At 69.3% G+C, this 17,936-nt stretch carries 18 protein-coding genes; 15 read left to right on the top strand and 3 right to left on the bottom strand.

Going from position 1 to position 17,936, the window contains the following annotated elements; translation table 11 throughout:
* Positions 1 to 3: 3 nt before the first annotated feature.
* Positions 4 to 2,226, top strand: a complete 2,223-nt coding sequence (locus SBI67_RS03760) for a molybdopterin-dependent oxidoreductase (protein WP_318979248.1) — start codon at positions 4 to 6, stop codon at positions 2,224 to 2,226.
* Here SBI67_RS03760 and SBI67_RS03755 read toward each other — a convergent pair.
* The gene (locus SBI67_RS03755) at positions 2,223 to 2,969 is read right to left on the bottom strand and encodes an SIMPL domain-containing protein (protein WP_318979247.1); all 747 of its coding nucleotides are present in this window, start codon (positions 2,967 to 2,969) and stop codon (positions 2,223 to 2,225) included. The genes SBI67_RS03760 and SBI67_RS03755 overlap by 4 nt on opposite strands.
* Positions 2,970 to 3,167: 198 nt before the next feature.
* Here SBI67_RS03755 and SBI67_RS03750 point away from each other — a divergent pair, with 198 nt between their 5' ends.
* Positions 3,168 to 3,824 (top strand): hypothetical protein, encoded by a 657-nt coding sequence (locus tag SBI67_RS03750; RefSeq protein WP_318979246.1) that lies wholly within the window; start codon positions 3,168 to 3,170, stop codon positions 3,822 to 3,824.
* Here SBI67_RS03750 and SBI67_RS03745 read toward each other — a convergent pair.
* Positions 3,777 to 4,754 (bottom strand): alpha/beta fold hydrolase, encoded by a 978-nt coding sequence (locus tag SBI67_RS03745; protein ID WP_318979245.1) that lies wholly within the window; start codon positions 4,752 to 4,754, stop codon positions 3,777 to 3,779. The genes SBI67_RS03750 and SBI67_RS03745 overlap by 48 nt on opposite strands.
* 146 nt (positions 4,755 to 4,900) lie before the next feature.
* Here SBI67_RS03745 and ftsH point away from each other — a divergent pair, with 146 nt between their 5' ends.
* The 11 genes from ftsH (at position 4,901) to SBI67_RS03690 (ending at position 14,562) form a co-directional block, all read left to right on the top strand.
* Positions 4,901 to 7,171 (top strand): ATP-dependent zinc metalloprotease FtsH, encoded by a 2,271-nt coding sequence (ftsH, locus tag SBI67_RS03740; protein WP_318979244.1) that lies wholly within the window; start codon positions 4,901 to 4,903, stop codon positions 7,169 to 7,171.
* On the top strand, positions 7,168 to 7,767 hold the full coding sequence (gene folE / locus SBI67_RS03735) for a GTP cyclohydrolase I FolE (protein WP_318979243.1): 600 nt from the start codon (positions 7,168 to 7,170) through the stop codon (positions 7,765 to 7,767). The genes ftsH and folE overlap by 4 nt, the downstream gene beginning before the upstream one ends.
* Positions 7,768 to 7,799: 32 nt before the next feature.
* Positions 7,800 to 8,597 (top strand): dihydropteroate synthase, encoded by a 798-nt coding sequence (folP, locus tag SBI67_RS03730; protein WP_318979564.1) that lies wholly within the window; start codon positions 7,800 to 7,802, stop codon positions 8,595 to 8,597.
* Positions 8,590 to 8,970, top strand: coding sequence for a dihydroneopterin aldolase (gene folB / locus SBI67_RS03725; RefSeq protein WP_266049436.1), 381 nt, complete (start codon positions 8,590 to 8,592; stop codon positions 8,968 to 8,970). The genes folP and folB overlap by 8 nt, the downstream gene beginning before the upstream one ends.
* Positions 8,967 to 9,482 carry a 2-amino-4-hydroxy-6-hydroxymethyldihydropteridine diphosphokinase gene (folK, locus tag SBI67_RS03720; RefSeq protein WP_318979242.1) on the top strand — a complete coding sequence of 172 codons (516 nt, stop codon included), beginning with the start codon at positions 8,967 to 8,969 and terminating at the stop codon, positions 9,480 to 9,482. The genes folB and folK overlap by 4 nt, the downstream gene beginning before the upstream one ends.
* Positions 9,482 to 9,958: a DUF3180 domain-containing protein gene (locus SBI67_RS03715; protein WP_318979241.1), complete on the top strand. Its 477-nt coding sequence runs from the start codon at positions 9,482 to 9,484 to the stop codon at positions 9,956 to 9,958. The genes folK and SBI67_RS03715 overlap by 1 nt, the downstream gene beginning before the upstream one ends.
* 77 nt (positions 9,959 to 10,035) lie before the next feature.
* Complete coding sequence (locus tag SBI67_RS03710) at positions 10,036 to 11,370, top strand: DUF6779 domain-containing protein (RefSeq protein ID WP_318979240.1); 1,335 nt, start codon at positions 10,036 to 10,038, stop codon at positions 11,368 to 11,370.
* A gap of 81 nt (positions 11,371 to 11,451) precedes the next feature.
* Positions 11,452 to 12,414 carry a Rossmann-like and DUF2520 domain-containing protein gene (locus SBI67_RS03705; protein WP_318979239.1) on the top strand — a complete coding sequence of 321 codons (963 nt, stop codon included), beginning with the start codon at positions 11,452 to 11,454 and terminating at the stop codon, positions 12,412 to 12,414.
* Positions 12,411 to 13,346 carry a pantoate--beta-alanine ligase gene (gene panC / locus SBI67_RS03700; protein ID WP_318979238.1) on the top strand — a complete coding sequence of 312 codons (936 nt, stop codon included), beginning with the start codon at positions 12,411 to 12,413 and terminating at the stop codon, positions 13,344 to 13,346. Before SBI67_RS03705 ends, panC begins: the two co-directional genes overlap by 4 nt.
* Positions 13,346 to 13,753, top strand: coding sequence for an aspartate 1-decarboxylase (panD, locus tag SBI67_RS03695; protein ID WP_318979237.1), 408 nt, complete (start codon positions 13,346 to 13,348; stop codon positions 13,751 to 13,753). The genes panC and panD overlap by 1 nt, the downstream gene beginning before the upstream one ends.
* Positions 13,753 to 14,562, top strand: a complete 810-nt coding sequence (locus SBI67_RS03690; protein WP_318979236.1) for a type III pantothenate kinase — start codon at positions 13,753 to 13,755, stop codon at positions 14,560 to 14,562. Before panD ends, SBI67_RS03690 begins: the two co-directional genes overlap by 1 nt.
* Before the next feature lie 13 nt (positions 14,563 to 14,575).
* Here SBI67_RS03690 and SBI67_RS03685 read toward each other — a convergent pair whose 3' ends face one another.
* Positions 14,576 to 15,793, bottom strand: a complete 1,218-nt coding sequence (locus SBI67_RS03685) for an alanine racemase (RefSeq protein WP_318979235.1) — start codon at positions 15,791 to 15,793, stop codon at positions 14,576 to 14,578.
* A gap of 23 nt (positions 15,794 to 15,816) precedes the next feature.
* Between SBI67_RS03685 and lysS the strand changes: the two genes are divergently transcribed.
* The gene (lysS, locus tag SBI67_RS03680; RefSeq protein ID WP_318979234.1) at positions 15,817 to 17,352 is read left to right on the top strand and encodes a lysine--tRNA ligase; all 1,536 of its coding nucleotides are present in this window, start codon (positions 15,817 to 15,819) and stop codon (positions 17,350 to 17,352) included.
* Between the two features lie 127 nt (positions 17,353 to 17,479).
* Complete coding sequence (gene lsr2 / locus SBI67_RS03675) at positions 17,480 to 17,821, top strand: histone-like nucleoid-structuring protein Lsr2 (protein WP_024455717.1); 342 nt, start codon at positions 17,480 to 17,482, stop codon at positions 17,819 to 17,821.
* The last annotated feature ends 115 nt before the right edge of the window (positions 17,822 to 17,936 follow it).

The following is a 17,936-nucleotide window of genomic DNA, read 5'->3' as shown; positions in this document are numbered from 1 at the left end:
GTGATGACCGAAACAGCCCAACGGATCTGCCCGCTCTGCGAAGCCACCTGCGGTTTGGTGCTGACCATCGAGGCAGGCCGGGTCACCCACGCCCGCGGGGACGCCGACGACGTATTCAGCGCCGGATTCATCTGCCCCAAAGGCGCCAGCCTGCCCGGTCTGGACAACGACCCGGACCGGTTGCGTCGCCCGCTGATCCGGCGCGACGGCGAATTGGTCGAGGCCACCTGGACCGAGGCGTTCGACGCGGTCGCCGCCGGACTCGGCGATGTGCTGGCCGCACACGGCGGGACGTCGGTCGGGGTGTACCTGGGCAACCCGAATGCGCACACCGTCGCCGGAGCGCTGTATGCGCCGGTGATCGCCAAGGCGCTGGGCACCAAACAGGTGTTTTCCGCCAGCACGCTGGATCAGATGCCCAAACACGTCGCCCTCGGCTACCTGTTCGGCAGTCCGGTCGCCTTCACCGTGCCCGATATCGATCGCACCGACCACCTGGTGATCATCGGCGCCAACCCGATGGTGTCCAACGGCTCGTTGGCCACCGCAGCGGACTTCCCCGGCAAGCTGCGCGCACTGCGTAAACGCGGCGGTCGGCTGACGGTCATCGACCCGGCGCGCACCAGGACCGCTGCCCTGGCCGACCGGCACATCACGCCGCGCCCCGGCACCGATGCCGCACTGCTGTTCGCGGTGGTGCACGTGTTGTTCGACGAGGGGCTCACCGATCTGGGTGCGATCGCGGATCTGGTCGACGGTGTCGAGCAGGTGCGCACGCTGGCCGCGGGATTCGCGCCGGAGACGGTGGCCGAGCACTGCGGGGTGTCCGCCGCCGAGATCCGGGAACTGGCCCGCGAGATCGCCGCGGCGCCGTCCGCGGCGGTGTACGGCCGAATGGGAACCTCCACAGTCGAATTCGGCACGCTGGGCAGCTGGCTGGTCGACGTGGTCAACATCCTGACCGGCAACCTGGACCGGCCCGGCGGGGCGATGTTCCCGCTCGGGGCGACCGCCCCCGCGCCGAAGAAGCCGGGGCCCGGGCGCGGATTCGTCACCGGTCGGTGGTCCAGCCGGGTGTCCGGGCATCCCGAAGTGCTCTCCGAACTGCCCGCGGCCGCACTCGCCGAAGAGATCGACACCCCCGGCGACGGTCAGGTCAAGGCGCTGATCACCATCGCGGGCAATCCGGTGCTGTCCGCGCCCGACGGTGCGCGGCTGGACCGCGCGCTGGCCACCGTCGGGTTCATGGTGTCGGTCGACCCGTACCTCAACGAGACCACCCGGCACGCGGATGTCATCCTGCCGCCGCCCCCGCCGTCGGCCAGCCCCCATTTCGACTTCGCGCTGAACAATCTGGCGTTGCGCAACAACGTGCGCTACACCCCGCCGGTGTTGCCCGCCGCGGACGGCAGGCCCGACGAGGCCGAGATCCTGTCCCGGATCGCCCTGATCATCTTCGGCGTCGGCGCGCACGGCGACCCCGGCCTCGTCGACGACCAGATCATCGCCGCGGCACTGGCCAAGGCCACCGCCGACCCGAACTCGCCCGTGCACGGCAGGCCGGTCGAAGACCTGACCGCGGCGCTGAGCGGGACGCGGGGGTACGAGCGCCGGCTGGACATGATGCTGCGCCTCGGTCCGTACGGCGACGGTTTCGGCGCCGACCCGGACGGACTGACGCTGGCCCGGCTAGGGCAGGCGCCGCACGGTATCGACCTGGGTCCGCTGAAACCCCGACTGGCGCAAGTCCTTTCGACTCCTTCGGGCAAGGTGGAGCTGGCCCCGGCGCCGCTGGTGGCCGACAGCGCCCGGCTACGTGAATCGATCGGACGGGCCGCCGAAGCGTATGTGCTGATCGGCCGTCGGCACCTGCGGTCCAACAACAGCTGGATGCACAATGTGGCGACGCTGACCGGCGGAAGCAACACGTGCACGCTGCAGGTGCATCCAGACGACGCCGCCGAACTGGGCCTGACCGACGCGGCCAAGGTGCGCGGCCCCGGTGGGGAACTGATCGCCCCGGTCGAGCTGACCGCGGATATGCGCCGCGGTGTGGTGTCCCTGCCGCACGGTTGGGGGCACGACCGTGCGGGCACCCGGCTCGGTGTCGCCGCGGTGGCGCCCGGGGTGAACGTCAATCAGCTCAACGACGGTGCCGCGTTGGACCCGCTGTCGGGAACGGTCGTGCTCAACGGCATCCCGGTCGATATCGCACCCGCCGGTTAAGTCAGCTCCCACACCACCGTCACCGAGAAACCGACCGTCTGCTGGCCGGGCTCCAGCGGCACCGCCTCGGCCATCGCCGCGCGCGGCATCGGGGTCGGCGGCTGCGGGGGAGTACTGCCGGATGGCGCTTCGGAAATTGAGATGACCTTGCCCAGCGCGAGCCCGGACAGCTGCGCGTACTGGTCGGCCCGGTCCTTGGCGTCGTCGAAGGCGCGGGCCCTGGCGTCCTTCACCAGCTGCGAGTCGTCCTCGATCGAGTAGTTGATGGAGTTGATCCGGGTGGCCTCACCACCGGTGTTGGCGATGAGCGCCAACACGTTCGACGCGGTGTCGATCTTGCGGATCTTCACCTCGATGGAGTTGCTGGCCCGATAGCCGGAGATGGTGGAACCGTCGATGTTGTACTGCGGCTGCAGCGACACCTGCGACGTGCTGATGTCCTTCTTGTCGACACCGGCCCCGCCCAGCGCGGTGATCACCGCCTGCTGGCGCTGGCTGGTCTGGTTCAGCGCCGCGGTGATATCGGGTGCGGTGGCCTCCATGGACGCCGACACCGTCAGCGTGTCGGGGGTGCCCTGCACCTTCCCGCTGCCGATCACCGTGACCTGACGCGGCGCGTTCTCACCCGGCTGCGGGGCCGGTTTGGAGTCGCAGGCGGCTACGCCGACAGCAACCGCCGCGGCAACGATGGCCAGACGGAGGGCGAGGCTGATACGGACCGGTGCACGCAGTGCAAGGGGCATGTTCGCACCCTAGCGGCTGTGGGTAGCCGCACAGGTCAGCCCGTTGTGGCGGACGTCACTGCAGTTCTCGGCGGCCTGTACCGGACGATTACTGGAAGGGAAAGGCTGTCGGTGGTGGGGGCGGGGGTTGAGTTGAGGGCTGGGAAGCGCGGCGGGGCATCGTCGCCTGGACGGTATGGACTGGCGATCGCGGCGGTCGTGACGGGTCTCGTCGGCTGTAGTGCACCGGGAGCCGGCTCACCGGTGGAGGCGACGCCGCCGTCGGCACCCGGATGTGCGCCGGTGGAGGCGACGGAATGGGTCGCCGACGAAGGAGCCGCATCGCTCGGAGTCCACGTGGAGGTGCCTCGACCGCAGCGCTGGCAGTCCCGGCCTGAGGACGCCGCACGGTTGCTGGCCGCGGGGCGACGCGCAGAACAATCGGAAGGGGAATCCGCACGGCCGCAATCTGCGGTGGTGTTGACGGGTCCGGTGCAAGGTGCCGACGCGCAGCCTCCGATAGCGGTGGCGACGGTTTCCGATGTGACCGCGGATATCGATGGACGCAGTCCCGACGACTACCTGGACTACCAATTCGAAGTCGTCGACGACCTTGCCACGCAGGGCCAGCACGTCGACAAACAACCGCCGACCACCTTGTGCGGCTTTCCTGCGCGCTCCCACGTGTTGCTCGACTCGCCTCGCGGACGAAGAGTTTTCAACATCATGGCCCTGGTTCCCGCGGCCGGACGCAGCTATCGAGTCGATCTCGGCGTCGCCCCGTTCGGCGCCACCGACACCGCGCTGCGTGACGAGATCGCTCTTGTCCTAGCGGGGGTGCGAATCCGCGCCGGCGTGTCGGGTACGGCTATGTGAGGGCGGGTTGCCGAGGGGCCGCAAGAAGTCCAGCAGCACGGCGTTCACCTCGGCGGGGCGTTCCTGCTGCAACCAGTGCCCGGCCCCGTCGAGCAGCACCTCGCGGTAGTCGCCGGTGACCACGTCGTGCACGCGATGACGTGGCGTGAACGTCAGCACCGGGTCCGCACTGCCGGCGAGGAAGAGGGTCGGGACCGCGATGGTGCGCGCCGGGGTGGTTTCGGTCAGCTCCCAGTTGCGGTCGAAGTTGCGGTACCAGTTCAGCGGGCCGGTGAACCCGGTCCGCTCGAACGCCGCCACATACCGGTCGAACTCATCGGCACTCATCCACTCCGGCAGCGGCGGCACCGGATCACCCGCGAGGTCGCCGGCCGGCGCGGTGAATCCCTGCATCGCGAAGATGCGGGCCATGGTGACGCGCACATCGTGGGCCAACTCCGCGTCGGCGACACCCGGCTCCTGGAAATGCAGGATGTAGAAGAAACCGTCGCCGACCAGCCTGCGCCAGATCCGGGTGGGCGGCTCCGTCGCCCGAGGCACCGGCGGCACACTCAGCGCCGCCACGGCCGCCACCCGCTCCGGGTACAGCAGGGCGAAATTGCACACCACCGGCGACCCCCAGTCGTGACCGACCATGACGGCCCGCTCGGCACCGACGTCGTCGAGCAGGCCGGCCAGATCCGCGGTCAGCGCCACGATGTCGTAGTCACCGATGGCGGGCGGGCGTGCCGACCCGCCGTAGCCGCGCTGATCGGGGGCGATGACGTGATAACCGGCGGCGGCCAGCGCCGGTATCTGATGCCGCCACGAGTACGCCAGCTCGGGGAACCCGTGGGCCAGCACCACCACCGGCGCGCCCCGCTCGCCGGCCTCGGTGATCCGCAGCGTCACACCGTTGGTGTGCACTGACCGCTCCGTCGGTGTCGGCACGCAGCCAGCCAAGCACACCGGTGATGCAAAGGTGAGCTTGATCCCACGGTGGGAACTGCCGATCGTTGGTCTAGCGGTAGCCTGAAAGTTCTCAACTGCGCACATTGGAAGGACCGGGCCGGCCACCGCGCCGGCGGAAGACATCGATGAACCGTAAAAACGTGATCCGCACAGTCACCGCGATCGCGGTCGTGCTGCTGCTGGGTTGGTCCTTCTTCTATTTCAGCGATGACACCCGCGGATACAAACCCGTCGACACCTCGGTGGCGATGGCGCAGATCAATGCAGACAACGTCAAGAGCGCCCAGATCGACGACCGCGAGCAGCAGCTGCGCCTCGAGTTGAAATCCGGCAACGGTGACACCGAGAACAGCAACAAGATCATCACCAAGTACCCGACCGGGTACGGGGTTGACCTCTTCAACGCCCTGAGCGCCAAGAACGCCAAGACCAACACCGTGGTCAACCAGGGCAGCGTGCTGGGTTCCCTGCTCATCTACCTGCTGCCGCTGCTGCTGCTCGTCGGCCTGTTCGTGATGTTCTCCCGCATGCAGACCGGCGGCCGGATGGGCTTCGGTTTCGGCAAGTCGAAGGCCAAGCAGCTGGGCAAGGACATGCCCAAGACCACGTTCGCCGATGTGGCGGGCGCCGACGAGGCCGTCGAAGAGCTCTACGAGATCAAGGACTTCCTGCAGAACCCGAGCCGCTATCAGGCCCTCGGCGCCAAGATTCCCAAGGGTGTGCTGCTGTTCGGTCCGCCTGGCACCGGTAAGACCTTGCTGGCGCGTGCCGTGGCGGGTGAGGCCGGGGTTCCGTTCTTCACGATCTCCGGCTCGGACTTCGTCGAGATGTTCGTCGGCGTCGGCGCGTCCCGGGTCCGCGACCTTTTCGAGCAGGCCAAGCAGAACAGCCCGTGCATCATCTTCGTCGACGAGATCGACGCCGTCGGCCGCCAGCGCGGCGCCGGCATGGGCGGCGGCCACGACGAGCGCGAGCAGACGCTCAACCAGCTGCTCGTCGAGATGGACGGCTTCGGTGACCGGCAGGGCGTCATCCTGATCGCCGCCACCAACCGGCCCGACATCCTGGACCCCGCGCTGCTGCGGCCCGGCCGATTCGACCGCCAGATCCCGGTGTCCAACCCCGACCTCGCGGGCCGGCGCGCTGTGCTGCGCGTGCATTCGCAGGGCAAGCCGATCGCCCCCGACGCCGATCTGGACGGGCTGGCCAAGCGCACCGTCGGATTCTCCGGTGCCGACCTGGCCAACGTCATCAACGAGGCCGCACTGCTGACGGCCAGGGAGAACGGCACCGTCATCACCGGACCGGCCCTGGAAGAGGCCGTCGACCGGGTGATCGGCGGCCCGCGCCGCAAGGGTCGCATCATCAGCGAGCTGGAGAAGAAGATCACCGCCTACCACGAGGCCGGGCACACCCTGGCCGGTTGGGCGATGCCGCACCTGGATCCGGTGTACAAGGTCACCATCCTGGCCCGCGGCCGCACCGGCGGGCACGCCGTCGCCGTCCCCGAGGACGACAAGGGCCTGCAGACCCGGTCCGAGCTGATCGCCCGGCTGGTGATGGCCATCGGCGGCCGGGCCGCCGAGGAACTGATCTTCCGCGAGCCGACCACGGGCGCGGTGTCCGATATCGAGAACGCCACCAAGGTCGCGCGCGCGATGGTCACCGAGCACGGCATGAGCCCGAAGTTGGGTGCGGTGCGCTACGGCACCGAGCACGGCGACCCGTTCCTGGGCCGCACCATGGGCACCCAAGCCGATTTCGGTCACGAGGTGGCCCGCGATATCGACGACGAGGTGCGCAAGCTGATCGAGGCCGCCCACACCGAGGCGTGGGAGGTGCTCACCGAATACCGCGACACCCTCGACGTGCTCGCCGGCGAGTTGCTGGAGAAGGAAACCCTGCACCGCCCGGACCTGGAGCGCATCCTCGCCGACGTCAAGAAGCGGCCGCGGTTGACCATGTTCGACGACTTCGGTGGCCGCATCCCGTCGGACAAGCCGCCCATCAAGACGCCGGGCGAGATCGCCATCGAACGCGGCGAACCGTGGCCGCCCCCGGCGCCCGAACCGGCATTCAAGGCGGCGATGGCCAAGGCCAACGCGGCCGCCGAGGCCGCCGCAGGCACGAACGGCAACGGTGTCGGCGGACATGCCAACGGCAGCAACGGGGCGCCCAACGGTGCCCATCCCGCGCAGCCCGACTATGGCGCCCCGGCCGGCTGGCACGCCCCGGGCTGGCCGCCGCGTCAGCCCGGCGGGCAGCCGCCGCAGCAGGGGTACTGGTACCCCCCGGCGCAACAACCGCCACAACAGCCCGGGTATCCGCCGCAGCACCAGCAGCCGTATCCGCCCTACCCGCCCCACGGCGAGCCGGCGCCGGAGGAGCGTCGATGACGGCCAGCGAGGCCAACGCGGCGCTGCGCGATTTCGACCAGCCGCGCGCCGAGGCTGCCGTGCGGGAGCTGCTGCTCGCGGTCGGCGAAGACCCGGACCGGCACGGTCTGGTGGATACCCCGGCCCGGGTGGCGCGCGCCTATCGGGAGATCTTCGCCGGGCTGTACACCGATCCGGACGCGGTGCTCAACACCACCTTCGACGAACAGCACGACGAACTGGTGCTGGTGAAGGAAATCCCGATGTACTCCACCTGTGAGCACCACCTGGTGTCCTTCCACGGGGTGGCCCACGTCGGGTATATCCCCGGTCGGGACGGCCGGGTGACCGGGCTGTCCAAGATCGCCCGCCTGGTCGACCTGTACGCCAAGCGCCCGCAGGTGCAGGAGCGGCTGACCGCGCAGATCGCCGACGCGCTGATGCGCAAGCTCGACCCGCGCGGGGCGATTGTCGTGATCGAGGCCGAGCACCTGTGCATGGCTATGCGCGGGGTGCGCAAACCCGGTGCCGTGACCACCACGTCGGCCGTGCGCGGACAGTTCAAGACGGACACGGCGTCCCGGGCCGAGGCACTGGAACTGATCCTGCGCAAGTGAGCGACAGCCCGCTTCCGCCCGCCCCGGTGGTGATGGGCGTCGTCAACGTCACCGACGATTCCTTCTCCGACGGCGGACAGTTCCTGGATCGGGACCGTGCCGTGGCGCACGCCCTGCAGCTGGTCGCCGATGGGGCCGCGATCATCGACGTCGGTGGGGAGTCCACCCGGCCCGGTGCCACCAGGGTGGACGCGGCGGTGGAGACCGGCCGGGTGGTGCCGGTCATCAAAGAGCTTGCCGCCCATGGCCTCACCATCAGCATCGACACCATGCACGCGGCGGTCGCCGAGGCGGCGCTGGCGGCGGGCGCGCGGATCGTCAACGACGTGTCGGGCGGGCGGGCGGACCCGGCCATGGCGGGTGTGGTCGCCGAGGCCGGCGCGCCATGGATCCTGATGCATTGGCGTTCGGTCGGCGCGGACCGCCCGCACGAGGTGCCGCAGTACACCGACGTGGTGCGCGAGGTGCGCGAGGAGTTGCTGCGCAGCGTGGACGCCGCGATGTCGGCGGGGGTGGCCGCGGGCAATCTGATCATCGATCCCGGGCTGGGCTTCGCCAAGACCGGGCAACACAATTGGGCGCTGCTGCGGGCATTGCCCGAATTCGTCGGCACCGGCCTGCCGGTGCTGGTGGGTGCCTCCCGTAAGCGATTCCTGGGCACCTTGTTGGCCGGCGACGACGGCCAGGCGCGTCCCCCGGCGGGGCGGGAGACGGCGACGGCCGTGATCTCTGCGCTCGCCGCACGCGACGGTGCATGGGGAGTGCGCGTGCACGACGTGCGGGCGTCGGTCGACGCGCTGGCGGTGGTGGGAGCCTGGCAGCATGGCTGATCGAATCGAACTGCGCGGTTTGACCGTCCGCGGACATCACGGGGTTTTCGACCATGAGCGCCGCGACGGCCAGGACTTCGTGGTCGACCTGACGGTCTGGGTGGACCTGGCCGCGGCCGCGGCCAGCGACGACTTGGCCGACACCCTGGATTACGGTGCGCTGGCCCAGCGGGCCGCCGCCATCGTCGCAGGCCCGCCGCGCAACCTGATCGAGACCGTGTCGGCCGAGATCGCCGACGACGTGATGACCGATCCCCGGGTGCATGCGGTCGAGGTCGTCGTGCACAAGCCCAGTGCCCCGATTCCGTTGACCTTCAACGATGTTGCGGTGGTGGCGCGGCGGTCCCGGCGCGGTATGCGGGAGCGGGCATGACCCGCACCGTGTTGTCCATCGGGTCCAACCTCGGTGACCGGCTGGCTCATCTGCAGTCGGTGGTCGACGGTCTCGACGGCTGTGTTCGAGCGGTCTCGCCGGTCTACGAGAGCGACGCCTGGGGTGGGGTCGAGCAGGGCCCCTTCCTGAACGCCGTCGTCATCGCCGAGCACCCGGACCGCAGCCCGGCGGACTGGCTGCGGATCGGCCAGGAGTTCGAGAACGCCGCCGGTCGGGTGCGCGAAATCCATTGGGGACCAAGGACGCTGGATGTCGACATCATCGTCTGCCAGGACGGGTCCGGGCAGCTTCGCAGCGACGACCCGCAGCTGACACTGCCTCATCCTTTCGCCCATCTGCGCGCCTTCGTGCTGATTCCCTGGTTGGCCGCCGACCCCGACGCGCTGCTGTGGGTGACCGGCACCGAACGGCCGGTCGCCGCCTTGCTGGCCGAACTGGACGCCAAGGACCGCGCCGGTGTCCGGCCGACCGACCTGGTGCTGAGTCCCTGATGGGCCCGACCCGCAAACGCGATCTGGTGGTGGCGGCGGTGATCGCCGCCGTGCTGAGCTACCTGCTGGTGGTCGGCTTGTACAAGTGGTTCCCGCCGATCACCTTGTTGACCGGAGTGTCACTGCTGGCGGTCGCGGCGGCGGAAGCCGGCTGGGGACAGCACGTGCGGGCCAAGATCCGCGCGGGCCGCATCGGGGTGGGCGGCGGCAGACTGCACCCGCTGGCGGTGGCCCGCTCGGTGGTCACCGCCAAGGCGTCCGCCTGGCTGGGTGCGCTGGTTTTCGGCTGGTGGGTGGGCGTTCTCGGCTATCTGCTGCCGCGCCGCGGCGAGTTGCGCGTCGCCGGTGAGGACACCGGGGGTGCGGTGGTGGCCGCGCTGTGCGCGCTGGCCCTGGTGATCGCGGCCCTGTGGTTGGAGCATTGCTGCAAGTCACCCGACGAACCGGAGGAGCCGCGGGACGCGGCGCCCGAGTAACCGAGCGGCGCCGAATCCCTGTCGAATCGCCGGAGCGGTCGACACGCGATGTGACCTGTGAACGGTACAGTCGGCCCATGACCGATCCGTCCCGCGGCATGCGTGTTCGGCGCGTGTCCCGCAGGCCGGGATGGATGCTGCTGTCGGTGTTGCTGGTGCTGGCCATCGTGGCCAGTTCCGTGCTGGTGTTCACCAACCGGGTCGAATTGCTCAAACTCGCGGTGGTACTGGCGTTGTGGGCGGCGGTGGTCGCCGCCTTCGTCTCGGTCATCTATCGCAGGCAGAGCGATGTCGACCAGGCCAAGGTGCGCGATCTCAAGCTGGTCTACGACCTCCAACTCGACCGTGAGATCTCGGCGCGCCGCGAATACGAACTCGCGGTGGAGGCGCAACTGCGTCGCGAACTGACCGCGGAGCTGCGCGCCCAGGCCGCCGACGAGGTTGCGGCCCTGCGGGCCGAGTTGGCGGCGCTGCGCAACAATCTGGAGATCCTGTTCGACACCGACCTCGACCAGCGGCCGGCGCTGGAAACCGATCGTCCGGCCGGCCGTGTCATCGCCAGCCGTATCGACGAGGGGGAGCGGGCCGACTCCTTCATCCCGTCGTTCACCCCGCCCCGCCCGGCCGCGGAGCCGCGCACCGAGGAAAGCCCGATCATCGACGTGCCCGCCGAGCCGCCGGTGCCGGAACCGCAGTGGGCGCCGTGGCAACCCGCCGGTGGAGCGCACCGCCGGGCCGGTGAAGCCGAGCAGCCACCATGGACCGAGCCATGGACCGAGCCTGCCCCCCAACCAGCCCCGCAACCGTCGCCGCAGGTACCCCCCCAGCCCCAGCCACCCGTCGCCCCGCCGGCCCGGGAATCGGTATGGCAAGCCCCGGCAGCGCCGCAGCCGGAACCCGCGCCGGCGCAGGCATGGGCACCGCCGCCACCGGCCCCGCCGACCCAGCCGGGCACCGGCTGGCAACCCGCACCGGCGGAAGGCCAGTTCATTCCGGCCGGCGCCCCCGGCAGCAACTGGGTGTCGCCCCCGGCCACCGGCACTGCGCCGCAGGCTCATCCCGAGCCGGCCATGACCCCGCCGCCGGTGGAGACCCGGCGTGGGCGGCATTCCAGCACCGGCGAACCCGAGGCCCCGCCGCGTTCGCGGCACGCCGCACCGCCCGAGAGCACCGCCGCGCCGACGCTGGCGACGCCGCCACTGCCGCAGGAACCGTTGCGGGCAAGCGAGGCGCCGGGGGACACAGCTGACCGGCCGGCTCGGCACCGCGGGCCGGGCGAGCCCCAGCCCACCGCCGAAACCCCGGAGGAAAGCGCAGGTCAGCACGCTGGCGGCCAACCCGTCTCGGAGCTGCTGTCGCGGTTGCAGGCCGGCCAGACCGGAGGTGGGCGGCGCCGCCGCCGCGAGGAGTGAGCTACGCTCTTGGCGACCGTCCGGTACCTGCAGGGCAGGACCGGAACGACCGAATCTCAAGAAATGTGCGAGGTCACTGCGATGGTGCAGTCCCCTTCGGCTTCGTGGTCTGCCAGCGGTGGGCCCGACGGCCTGCGTCCGGCCCGGCTGACGGTCGGCGTGGTGTCGGCGGGGCGGGTCGGGTCGGCGTTGGGGGTGGCGCTGGAACGTGCCGGCCACGTGGTGGTGGCCTGTAGCGCGATCTCCCGGGCATCCCGCGACCGCGCGGCTCGTCGGCTGCCGGACACCGCGGTTCTGCCGGTCCATGACGTCGCTGCCCGTGCCGAACTCCTGGTGCTGGCCGTCCCGGATTCCGAGTTGGGCGCACTGGTGTCCGGCCTGGCGGCGACCTCCGCGGTCCGGCCGGGGACGATCGTCGCGCACACCTCCGGCGCCAACGGTGTCGGTGTGCTGGCCCCGCTGACCGAGCAGGGCTGTATCCCGTTGGCCATCCATCCGGCGATGACCTTCACCGGGGCGGATGAGGACATCAGCCGGCTGCCCGACACCTGTTTCGGTGTCACCGCCGCCGACGAGGTCGGCTACGCCATCGCCCAGGCTTTGGTGTTGGAGATCGGCGGCGAGCCGTTCCGGGTGCGCGAGGACGCTCGCGCGCTGTATCACGCGGCCCTGGCGCACGCCAGCAATCATCTGGCCACCGTGGTGCTCGACTCTCTGACCGCGCTGCGTCATGCCTTGCGCGGCAACGAATTGCTCGGCCAGGAACTGGTGGGCGACGCACCGGGCGGGCTGGCCGAACGGATCGTCGGCCCGCTGGCCCGGGCGTCGCTGGACAACGTGCTGCAGCGCGGGCAGTCCGCGCTCACCGGTCCGGTGGCGCGCGGCGACGCCGCGGCGGTGGCCGGCCATCTGGTAGCCCTTGCCGAGTCCGATCCTGAACTGGCACAAGCATATCGGGCCAATTCGTTGCGTACCGCCCAGCGGGCGCACGCACCCAAGGACGTGTTCGACGTGCTCGCACAAAAGGGGACCGATCAGCAGTGAACGCCACCAGACCGCCCAGCTTCACCGCGGGGGAGCTCAATCTCTACACCCGCCCGTCGGACGTCGCCGACCTGACGCGGGCGCTGCGGGCCACCGGCCGCCGGGTGGCGCTGGTGCCGACCATGGGCGCCTTGCACGACGGGCATCTGAGCCTGGTGCGCACCGCCAAGCAGGTGCCGGGTTCGGTGGTGGTGGTGTCGATCTTCGTCAACCCGTTGCAGTTCGGCGCCGGGGAGGATCTGGACGCCTACCCGCGCACCCTGGACGCCGACCTCGCTGCGTTGCGCTCCGAGGGGGTGGATGTGGTGTTCGCGCCGAGCGTGGCCGAGATGTACCCGAACGGGCCGCGGACCAGCGTGCACCCCGGTGCGCTCGGTTCCGAGCTCGAAGGTGCCTCGCGGCCAACACATTTCGCCGGGATGCTGACCGTGGTGCTTAAGTTGCTGCAGATCGTCCGGCCGGACCGGGCGTACTTCGGCGAGAAGGACTACCAGCAGCTGGTGCTGATCCGGCAGATGGCCGACGATCTGAACCTGGACACCCGCATCGTCGGGGTGCCCACGGTCCGGGAAGCCGACGGCCTCGCCATGTCGTCGCGCAACCGCTACCTCAGCGAAAGCGACCGCGAACAGGCGAGCGCACTGTCGGCGGCGCTGTTGGCCGGGATGTACGGTGCCGGCGAGGGTGTGGAGTCCGCCCTCGACGCGGCGCGGGCGGTGCTCGACGAGGTGCCGGCCATCGAGGTCGATTACCTGGTGGTGCGTGACACCTGGCTGGGCCCGGCGCCCGAGCAGGGCCGGGCGCGAATGCTGGTGGCGGCCAGGATCGGTGGTACCCGGCTGCTGGACAACGTGGCCGTCGATATCGGCGTGCCGTCCGGACTGGGCCCGGACGTCGAGTACGACGAGCATGAATTACCTTGGAGGAATTGATGTTACGTACCATGCTGAAGTCGAAGATCCACCGCGCCACGGTGACCCAAGCAGACTTGCATTACGTCGGGTCGGTGACCATCGACGCAGACCTGATGGACGCCGCCGACCTGCTCGAGGGTGAGCAGGTGACCATCGTCGATATCGACAACGGCAACCGGCTGGTTACCTACGTCATCACCGGCGAACGGGGCAGCGGGATCATCGGGATCAACGGTGCCGCAGCTCATCTGGTGCATCCGGGCGATCTGGTCATCTTGATCGCCTACGGCACCATGGAAGACGCGCAGGCCCGCGAATACCAGCCCAGGATCGTCTTCGTGGACGCCGCCAACCGGCAGGTCGACCTCGGTTCGGATCCCGCCTTCGTACCGGCCGATGCGGCCGGCTTGATGTCGCCGCGCTGATGCTGCTCGCCATCGACGTTCGTAACACCCACACGGTGGTCGGACTGGTCGCCGGGTCCGGTGATCACGCGAAGGTAACCCAGAACTGGCGCATCCGAACCGAATCCGAGATCACCGCCGACGAGCTGGCGCTGACCATCGACGGGCTGATCGGCGATGCGACCGAGCAGCTGACCGGTGCCACCGCGCTGTCCACGGTGCCCTCGGTGCTGCACGAGATCCGGCTGATGCTCGACCAGTACTGGCCTGCGGTGCCGCACGTGCTGATCGAACCCGGGGTGCGTACCGGCATCCCGCTGCTCGTCGACAACCCCAAGGAAGTCGGCGCCGACCGGATCGTCAACTGCCTGTCCACTTTTCACAAGTACGGCTCGGCGGCCATCGTGGTCGATTTCGGATCGTCGATCTGTGTCGACGTGGTGTCGGCCAAGGGTGAATTCCTCGGCGGTGCCATCGCCCCCGGTGTGCAGGTGTCCTCCGACGCCGCCGCCGCGCGGTCGGCCGCGCTGCGCCGGGTCGAATTGACCCGGCCGCGCTCGGTGATCGGCAAGAACACCGTGGAGTGCATGCAGGCCGGGGCGGTGTTCGGGTTCGCGGGCTTGGTGGACGGGTTGGTCAGCCGGATCCGTTCGGATGTCGACGGTTTCGCGGGCAGTGAGGTGGCCGTGGTGGCAACCGGGCATTCGGCCCCGCTGGTGCTACCGGATCTGCGCACCGTCGAACACTACGAGCCGAACCTGACGCTGGACGGTTTGCGGCTGGTGTACGAGCGCAACCGGGACAACCAGCGGCTGCGCCGCTCCAACTAGAAGGCCGTCTCGACTAGAAGAACGTCCGCACCAGGTCCACCACCCGGTCGGCGTCGTCGAGCACCGGGATCAGCTGCCATTTGTCGAATGTCGTGCAGGGGTGCGAGATGCCGAATCCGAGCCGATCGCCGACCGCGACGGTGTGCCCGGCCAGCTGCAGGTAGGCGTGCTGGTCGTTGAGCTTGGTCACCGCGGCGCCGGGCAGGCTCAGCGCGACGGGCAGGCCGGCGTCGAAGGAGACGTCGCGCCGGCCCATCCCGACCAGCGCCAGACTCGGTTCGGGGCGGGACAGCACCGGGGCCCAGACCTGCATCGCGGGGCGCATCGGCAGGGGCGAGGTTGCCGCGTACAACCCGTGATCGTGGGTCAGATAGCAGCCGCTGCGCAGGATCACCCGCTGGGCCGCGCCCGCGAGTTCGTCGGCGACGACGTCGGGATAGGTGCTGCCGCCTGCGGTCACGATCACTTCGTCGGTCTCGAACAGCGGGGCCAGCCGGGTCAGCGCCGCGCGCATCTCGGACAGCTGGGCGCGCACCTGGGCGACGGCCTCCGGACCGGCATCCCGTGCGGCGCCCGTTCCGACCGCCTCATAGCCCGCCACCCCGACCAGCCGTAACCGTGGCGACGCCGCGGCGGCCGCGGCCACCGCGTCCACGTCGGCTGCGGCCCGGCAGCCGGTCCGGCCGCCCGCCATGCCCACCTCGACGCACACGTCCAGCGGGCGGGTGGCGCCGGCCAGCGCCTCCGTCATCAGCTCGACCCCGCGCACCGAGTCCACCCAGCACACCGCATCGAGAGCGGGGTCGGCGTCCAGCTCGCCGGCCAACCAGGCCAACCCGACCGGTTCGACGAGTTCGTTGGCCAGCACGATGGCGTTCACTCCGAACGCCCGGTACACCCGCGCCTGCGCGATGGTGGCCACCGTGACAGCGCAGGCTCCGGCGGCGGACTGCCTGCTGAACAGCTGCGGTGACATGTGGGTCTTGCCGTGCGGCGCCAGTTGCACGCCCCGATCCCGGCACCAGGTGGACATGGCCGCGAGGTTGTGGGCGAGCGCGGGCTCCCGCAGCACGCACACCGGTCCGGTCAGACCGGCGTCGAAGAGCACCGGCGCGGCGGCCAGGATCTCGACCGTCGTGGCGTCCTGCCAGCCGGGCGGAACGCCTTTGAAACGCCAGTCGAGGCGCTCACCGGCCAGGGCGGCGAAGGCGGCGTGCGGCGGCGGGCTCACGTGTTCATTTAAGCTGGCACGTCGTGAGTTCTTCTGATGCGTCCGCCCACCCCGCCGCGAACTCGGCCGACTCCGACGACATTCCGGAGCAGTACCGCATTCGTCAGGCCAAGCGTGAGCGCCTGCTCGCCGAGGGACGTGACCCGTACCCGGTGCACGTGGCCCGCACCCACTCGCTGGCGGAGCTGCGCGCCGCCTACCCGGACCTGGAGGTCGACACCCAGACCGGCGATATCGTCGGGGTGGCGGCCCGGGTGGTGTTCGCCCGCAACTCTGGCAAGCTCTGCTTCGCCACGCTGCAGGATGGTGACGGCACCCAGTTGCAGGCGATGATCAGCCTGGCCGAGGTGGGGCAGGAATCGCTGGATGCCTGGAAGGCCGATGTCGATCTCGGTGACATCGTCTTCGTACACGGCCAGGTGATCAGCTCGCGGCGCGGTGAATTGTCTGTGCTTGCCGATTCCTGGCAAATTGTTTCCAAGGCGCTGCGACCGCTTCCGGTGGCGCATAAGGAGATGAGCGAGGAGAGCCGGGTCCGGCAGCGCTATGTCGACCTGATCGTCCGGCCGGAGGCGCGGACCATCGCCCGGCAGCGCATCGCGGTGGTGCGAGCGGTCCGCTCGGCATTGGAGCGTCGGGGTTTCCTCGAAGTCGAGACGCCGATGCTGCAGACCCTGCCCGGCGGGGCGGCGGCCCGGCCTTTCGTCACCCACTCGAATGCCCTCGATGCCGACCTGTACTTGCGCATCGCGCCGGAGTTGTTCCTCAAGCGGTGCCTGGTGGGCGGTTTCGAGAAGGTCTTCGAGTTGAATCGCAACTTTCGGAACGAAGGCGCGGATTCCACGCATTCGCCCGAATTCGCGATGCTCGAGACATATCAGGCCTACGGCACCTACGACGATTCGGCGCGGGTCACCCGCGAAATTATTCAGGAGGTTGCCGACGAGGCGATCGGCACGAGGTTGGTGCCACTGCCGGATGGCAGCACCTATGACCTGGACGGAGAATGGCCGTCGCTGCAAATGTACCCGTCGCTGTCCGAAGCGCTGGGCGAGGAGATCACACCGGAAACCGGTGTCGACACGTTGCGCGCAATTGCCGATCGGCTCGGGCTGGAGATACCGACGGATCGTGGCTACGGCCACGGCAAACTGGTCGAGGAACTGTGGGAGCACACCGTCGGCGAACAGCTGTGGGCGCCCACGTTCGTGCGGGACTTTCCGGTCGAGACGACGCCGCTCACCCGTGCTCATCGCAGCATTCCCGGCGTCACGGAGAAATGGGACCTGTACGTCCGCAAATTCGAATTGGCCACGGGCTATTCCGAACTCATCGACCCGGTGGTCCAGCGGGCACGGTTCGAGGACCAGGCTCGCGCGGCGGCGGCCGGTGATGACGAAGCAATGCGCCTGGACGAGGATTTTCTCGCCGCACTGGAGTATGCGATGCCGCCCACAACGGGCACCGGAATGGGTATTGACCGGCTGTTGATGGCATTGACGGGGTTGTCGATTCGGGAGACTGTTTTGTTCCCCATTGTGCGAAGGCACGGCAACTGATTGTGCGGAGGCACGGTAACTGATCGCACCCATTGCCGGCCTTGTTGAATGAATTTCGATCCTATGCAAATATTGCTTTGGGGATCAAGTACAACCACGGCGGCCACAGAAGGGTCAGTGTGAGCTAATGGCGAAGAAAGTAACCGTCACGTTGGTCGATGATTTCGACGGCGAAGCGGCTGCGGATGAGACCGTCGAATTCGCTCTCGACGGCGTGAGCTACGAGATCGACCTTTCTTCGAAGAACGCCGCCAAACTTCGCAACGACCTCAAGCAGTGGGTTGAAGCCGGCCGGCGGGTCGGCGGCCGGCGTCGCGGTCGTTCGGCCGGTTCGGGCCGCGGTCGCGCCGCGATCGACCGTGAGCAGAGCGCTGCCATCCGGGAGTGGGCCCGCCGCAACGGCCACAATGTGTCCACTCGCGGCCGCATTCCCGCCGAAGTCATCGACGCATTCCACGCGGCAACCTAACCGGTCGTTGCCAGGACGGTTCGCGCGTCGACCCGTCCCCGATGCCGCCACGGCAGACTCTTGTGCCGTTCTTTCGCTACCGGCGAACCGAAATGGGTATTCCGTCGGTAACGCC

It is taken from the genome of Mycolicibacterium chengduense, assembly GCF_033741155.1.
GTDB lineage: Bacteria > Actinomycetota > Actinomycetes > Mycobacteriales > Mycobacteriaceae > Mycobacterium.
This window is presented reverse-complemented; position numbering and strand designations above follow the sequence as displayed.

Coding starts and splice junctions, on each gene's coding strand:
- SBI67_RS03760 (WP_318979248.1), top strand. CDS start 4: ATGACCGAAACAGCCCAACGGATCTGCCCGCTCTGCGAAGCCACCTGC.
- SBI67_RS03755 (WP_318979247.1), bottom strand. CDS start 2,969: ATGCCCCTTGCACTGCGTGCACCGGTCCGTATCAGCCTCGCCCTCCGT.
- ftsH (WP_318979244.1), top strand. CDS start 4,901: ATGAACCGTAAAAACGTGATCCGCACAGTCACCGCGATCGCGGTCGTG.
- folE (WP_318979243.1), top strand. CDS start 7,168: ATGACGGCCAGCGAGGCCAACGCGGCGCTGCGCGATTTCGACCAGCCG.
- folP (WP_318979564.1), top strand. CDS start 7,800: ATGGGCGTCGTCAACGTCACCGACGATTCCTTCTCCGACGGCGGACAG.
- folB (WP_266049436.1), top strand. CDS start 8,590: ATGGCTGATCGAATCGAACTGCGCGGTTTGACCGTCCGCGGACATCAC.
- folK (WP_318979242.1), top strand. CDS start 8,967: ATGACCCGCACCGTGTTGTCCATCGGGTCCAACCTCGGTGACCGGCTG.
- SBI67_RS03715 (WP_318979241.1), top strand. CDS start 9,482: ATGGGCCCGACCCGCAAACGCGATCTGGTGGTGGCGGCGGTGATCGCC.
- SBI67_RS03710 (WP_318979240.1), top strand. CDS start 10,036: ATGACCGATCCGTCCCGCGGCATGCGTGTTCGGCGCGTGTCCCGCAGG.
- SBI67_RS03705 (WP_318979239.1), top strand. CDS start 11,452: ATGGTGCAGTCCCCTTCGGCTTCGTGGTCTGCCAGCGGTGGGCCCGAC.
- panD (WP_318979237.1), top strand. CDS start 13,346: ATGTTACGTACCATGCTGAAGTCGAAGATCCACCGCGCCACGGTGACC.
- SBI67_RS03690 (WP_318979236.1), top strand. CDS start 13,753: ATGCTGCTCGCCATCGACGTTCGTAACACCCACACGGTGGTCGGACTG.
- lsr2 (WP_024455717.1), top strand. CDS start 17,480: ATGGCGAAGAAAGTAACCGTCACGTTGGTCGATGATTTCGACGGCGAA.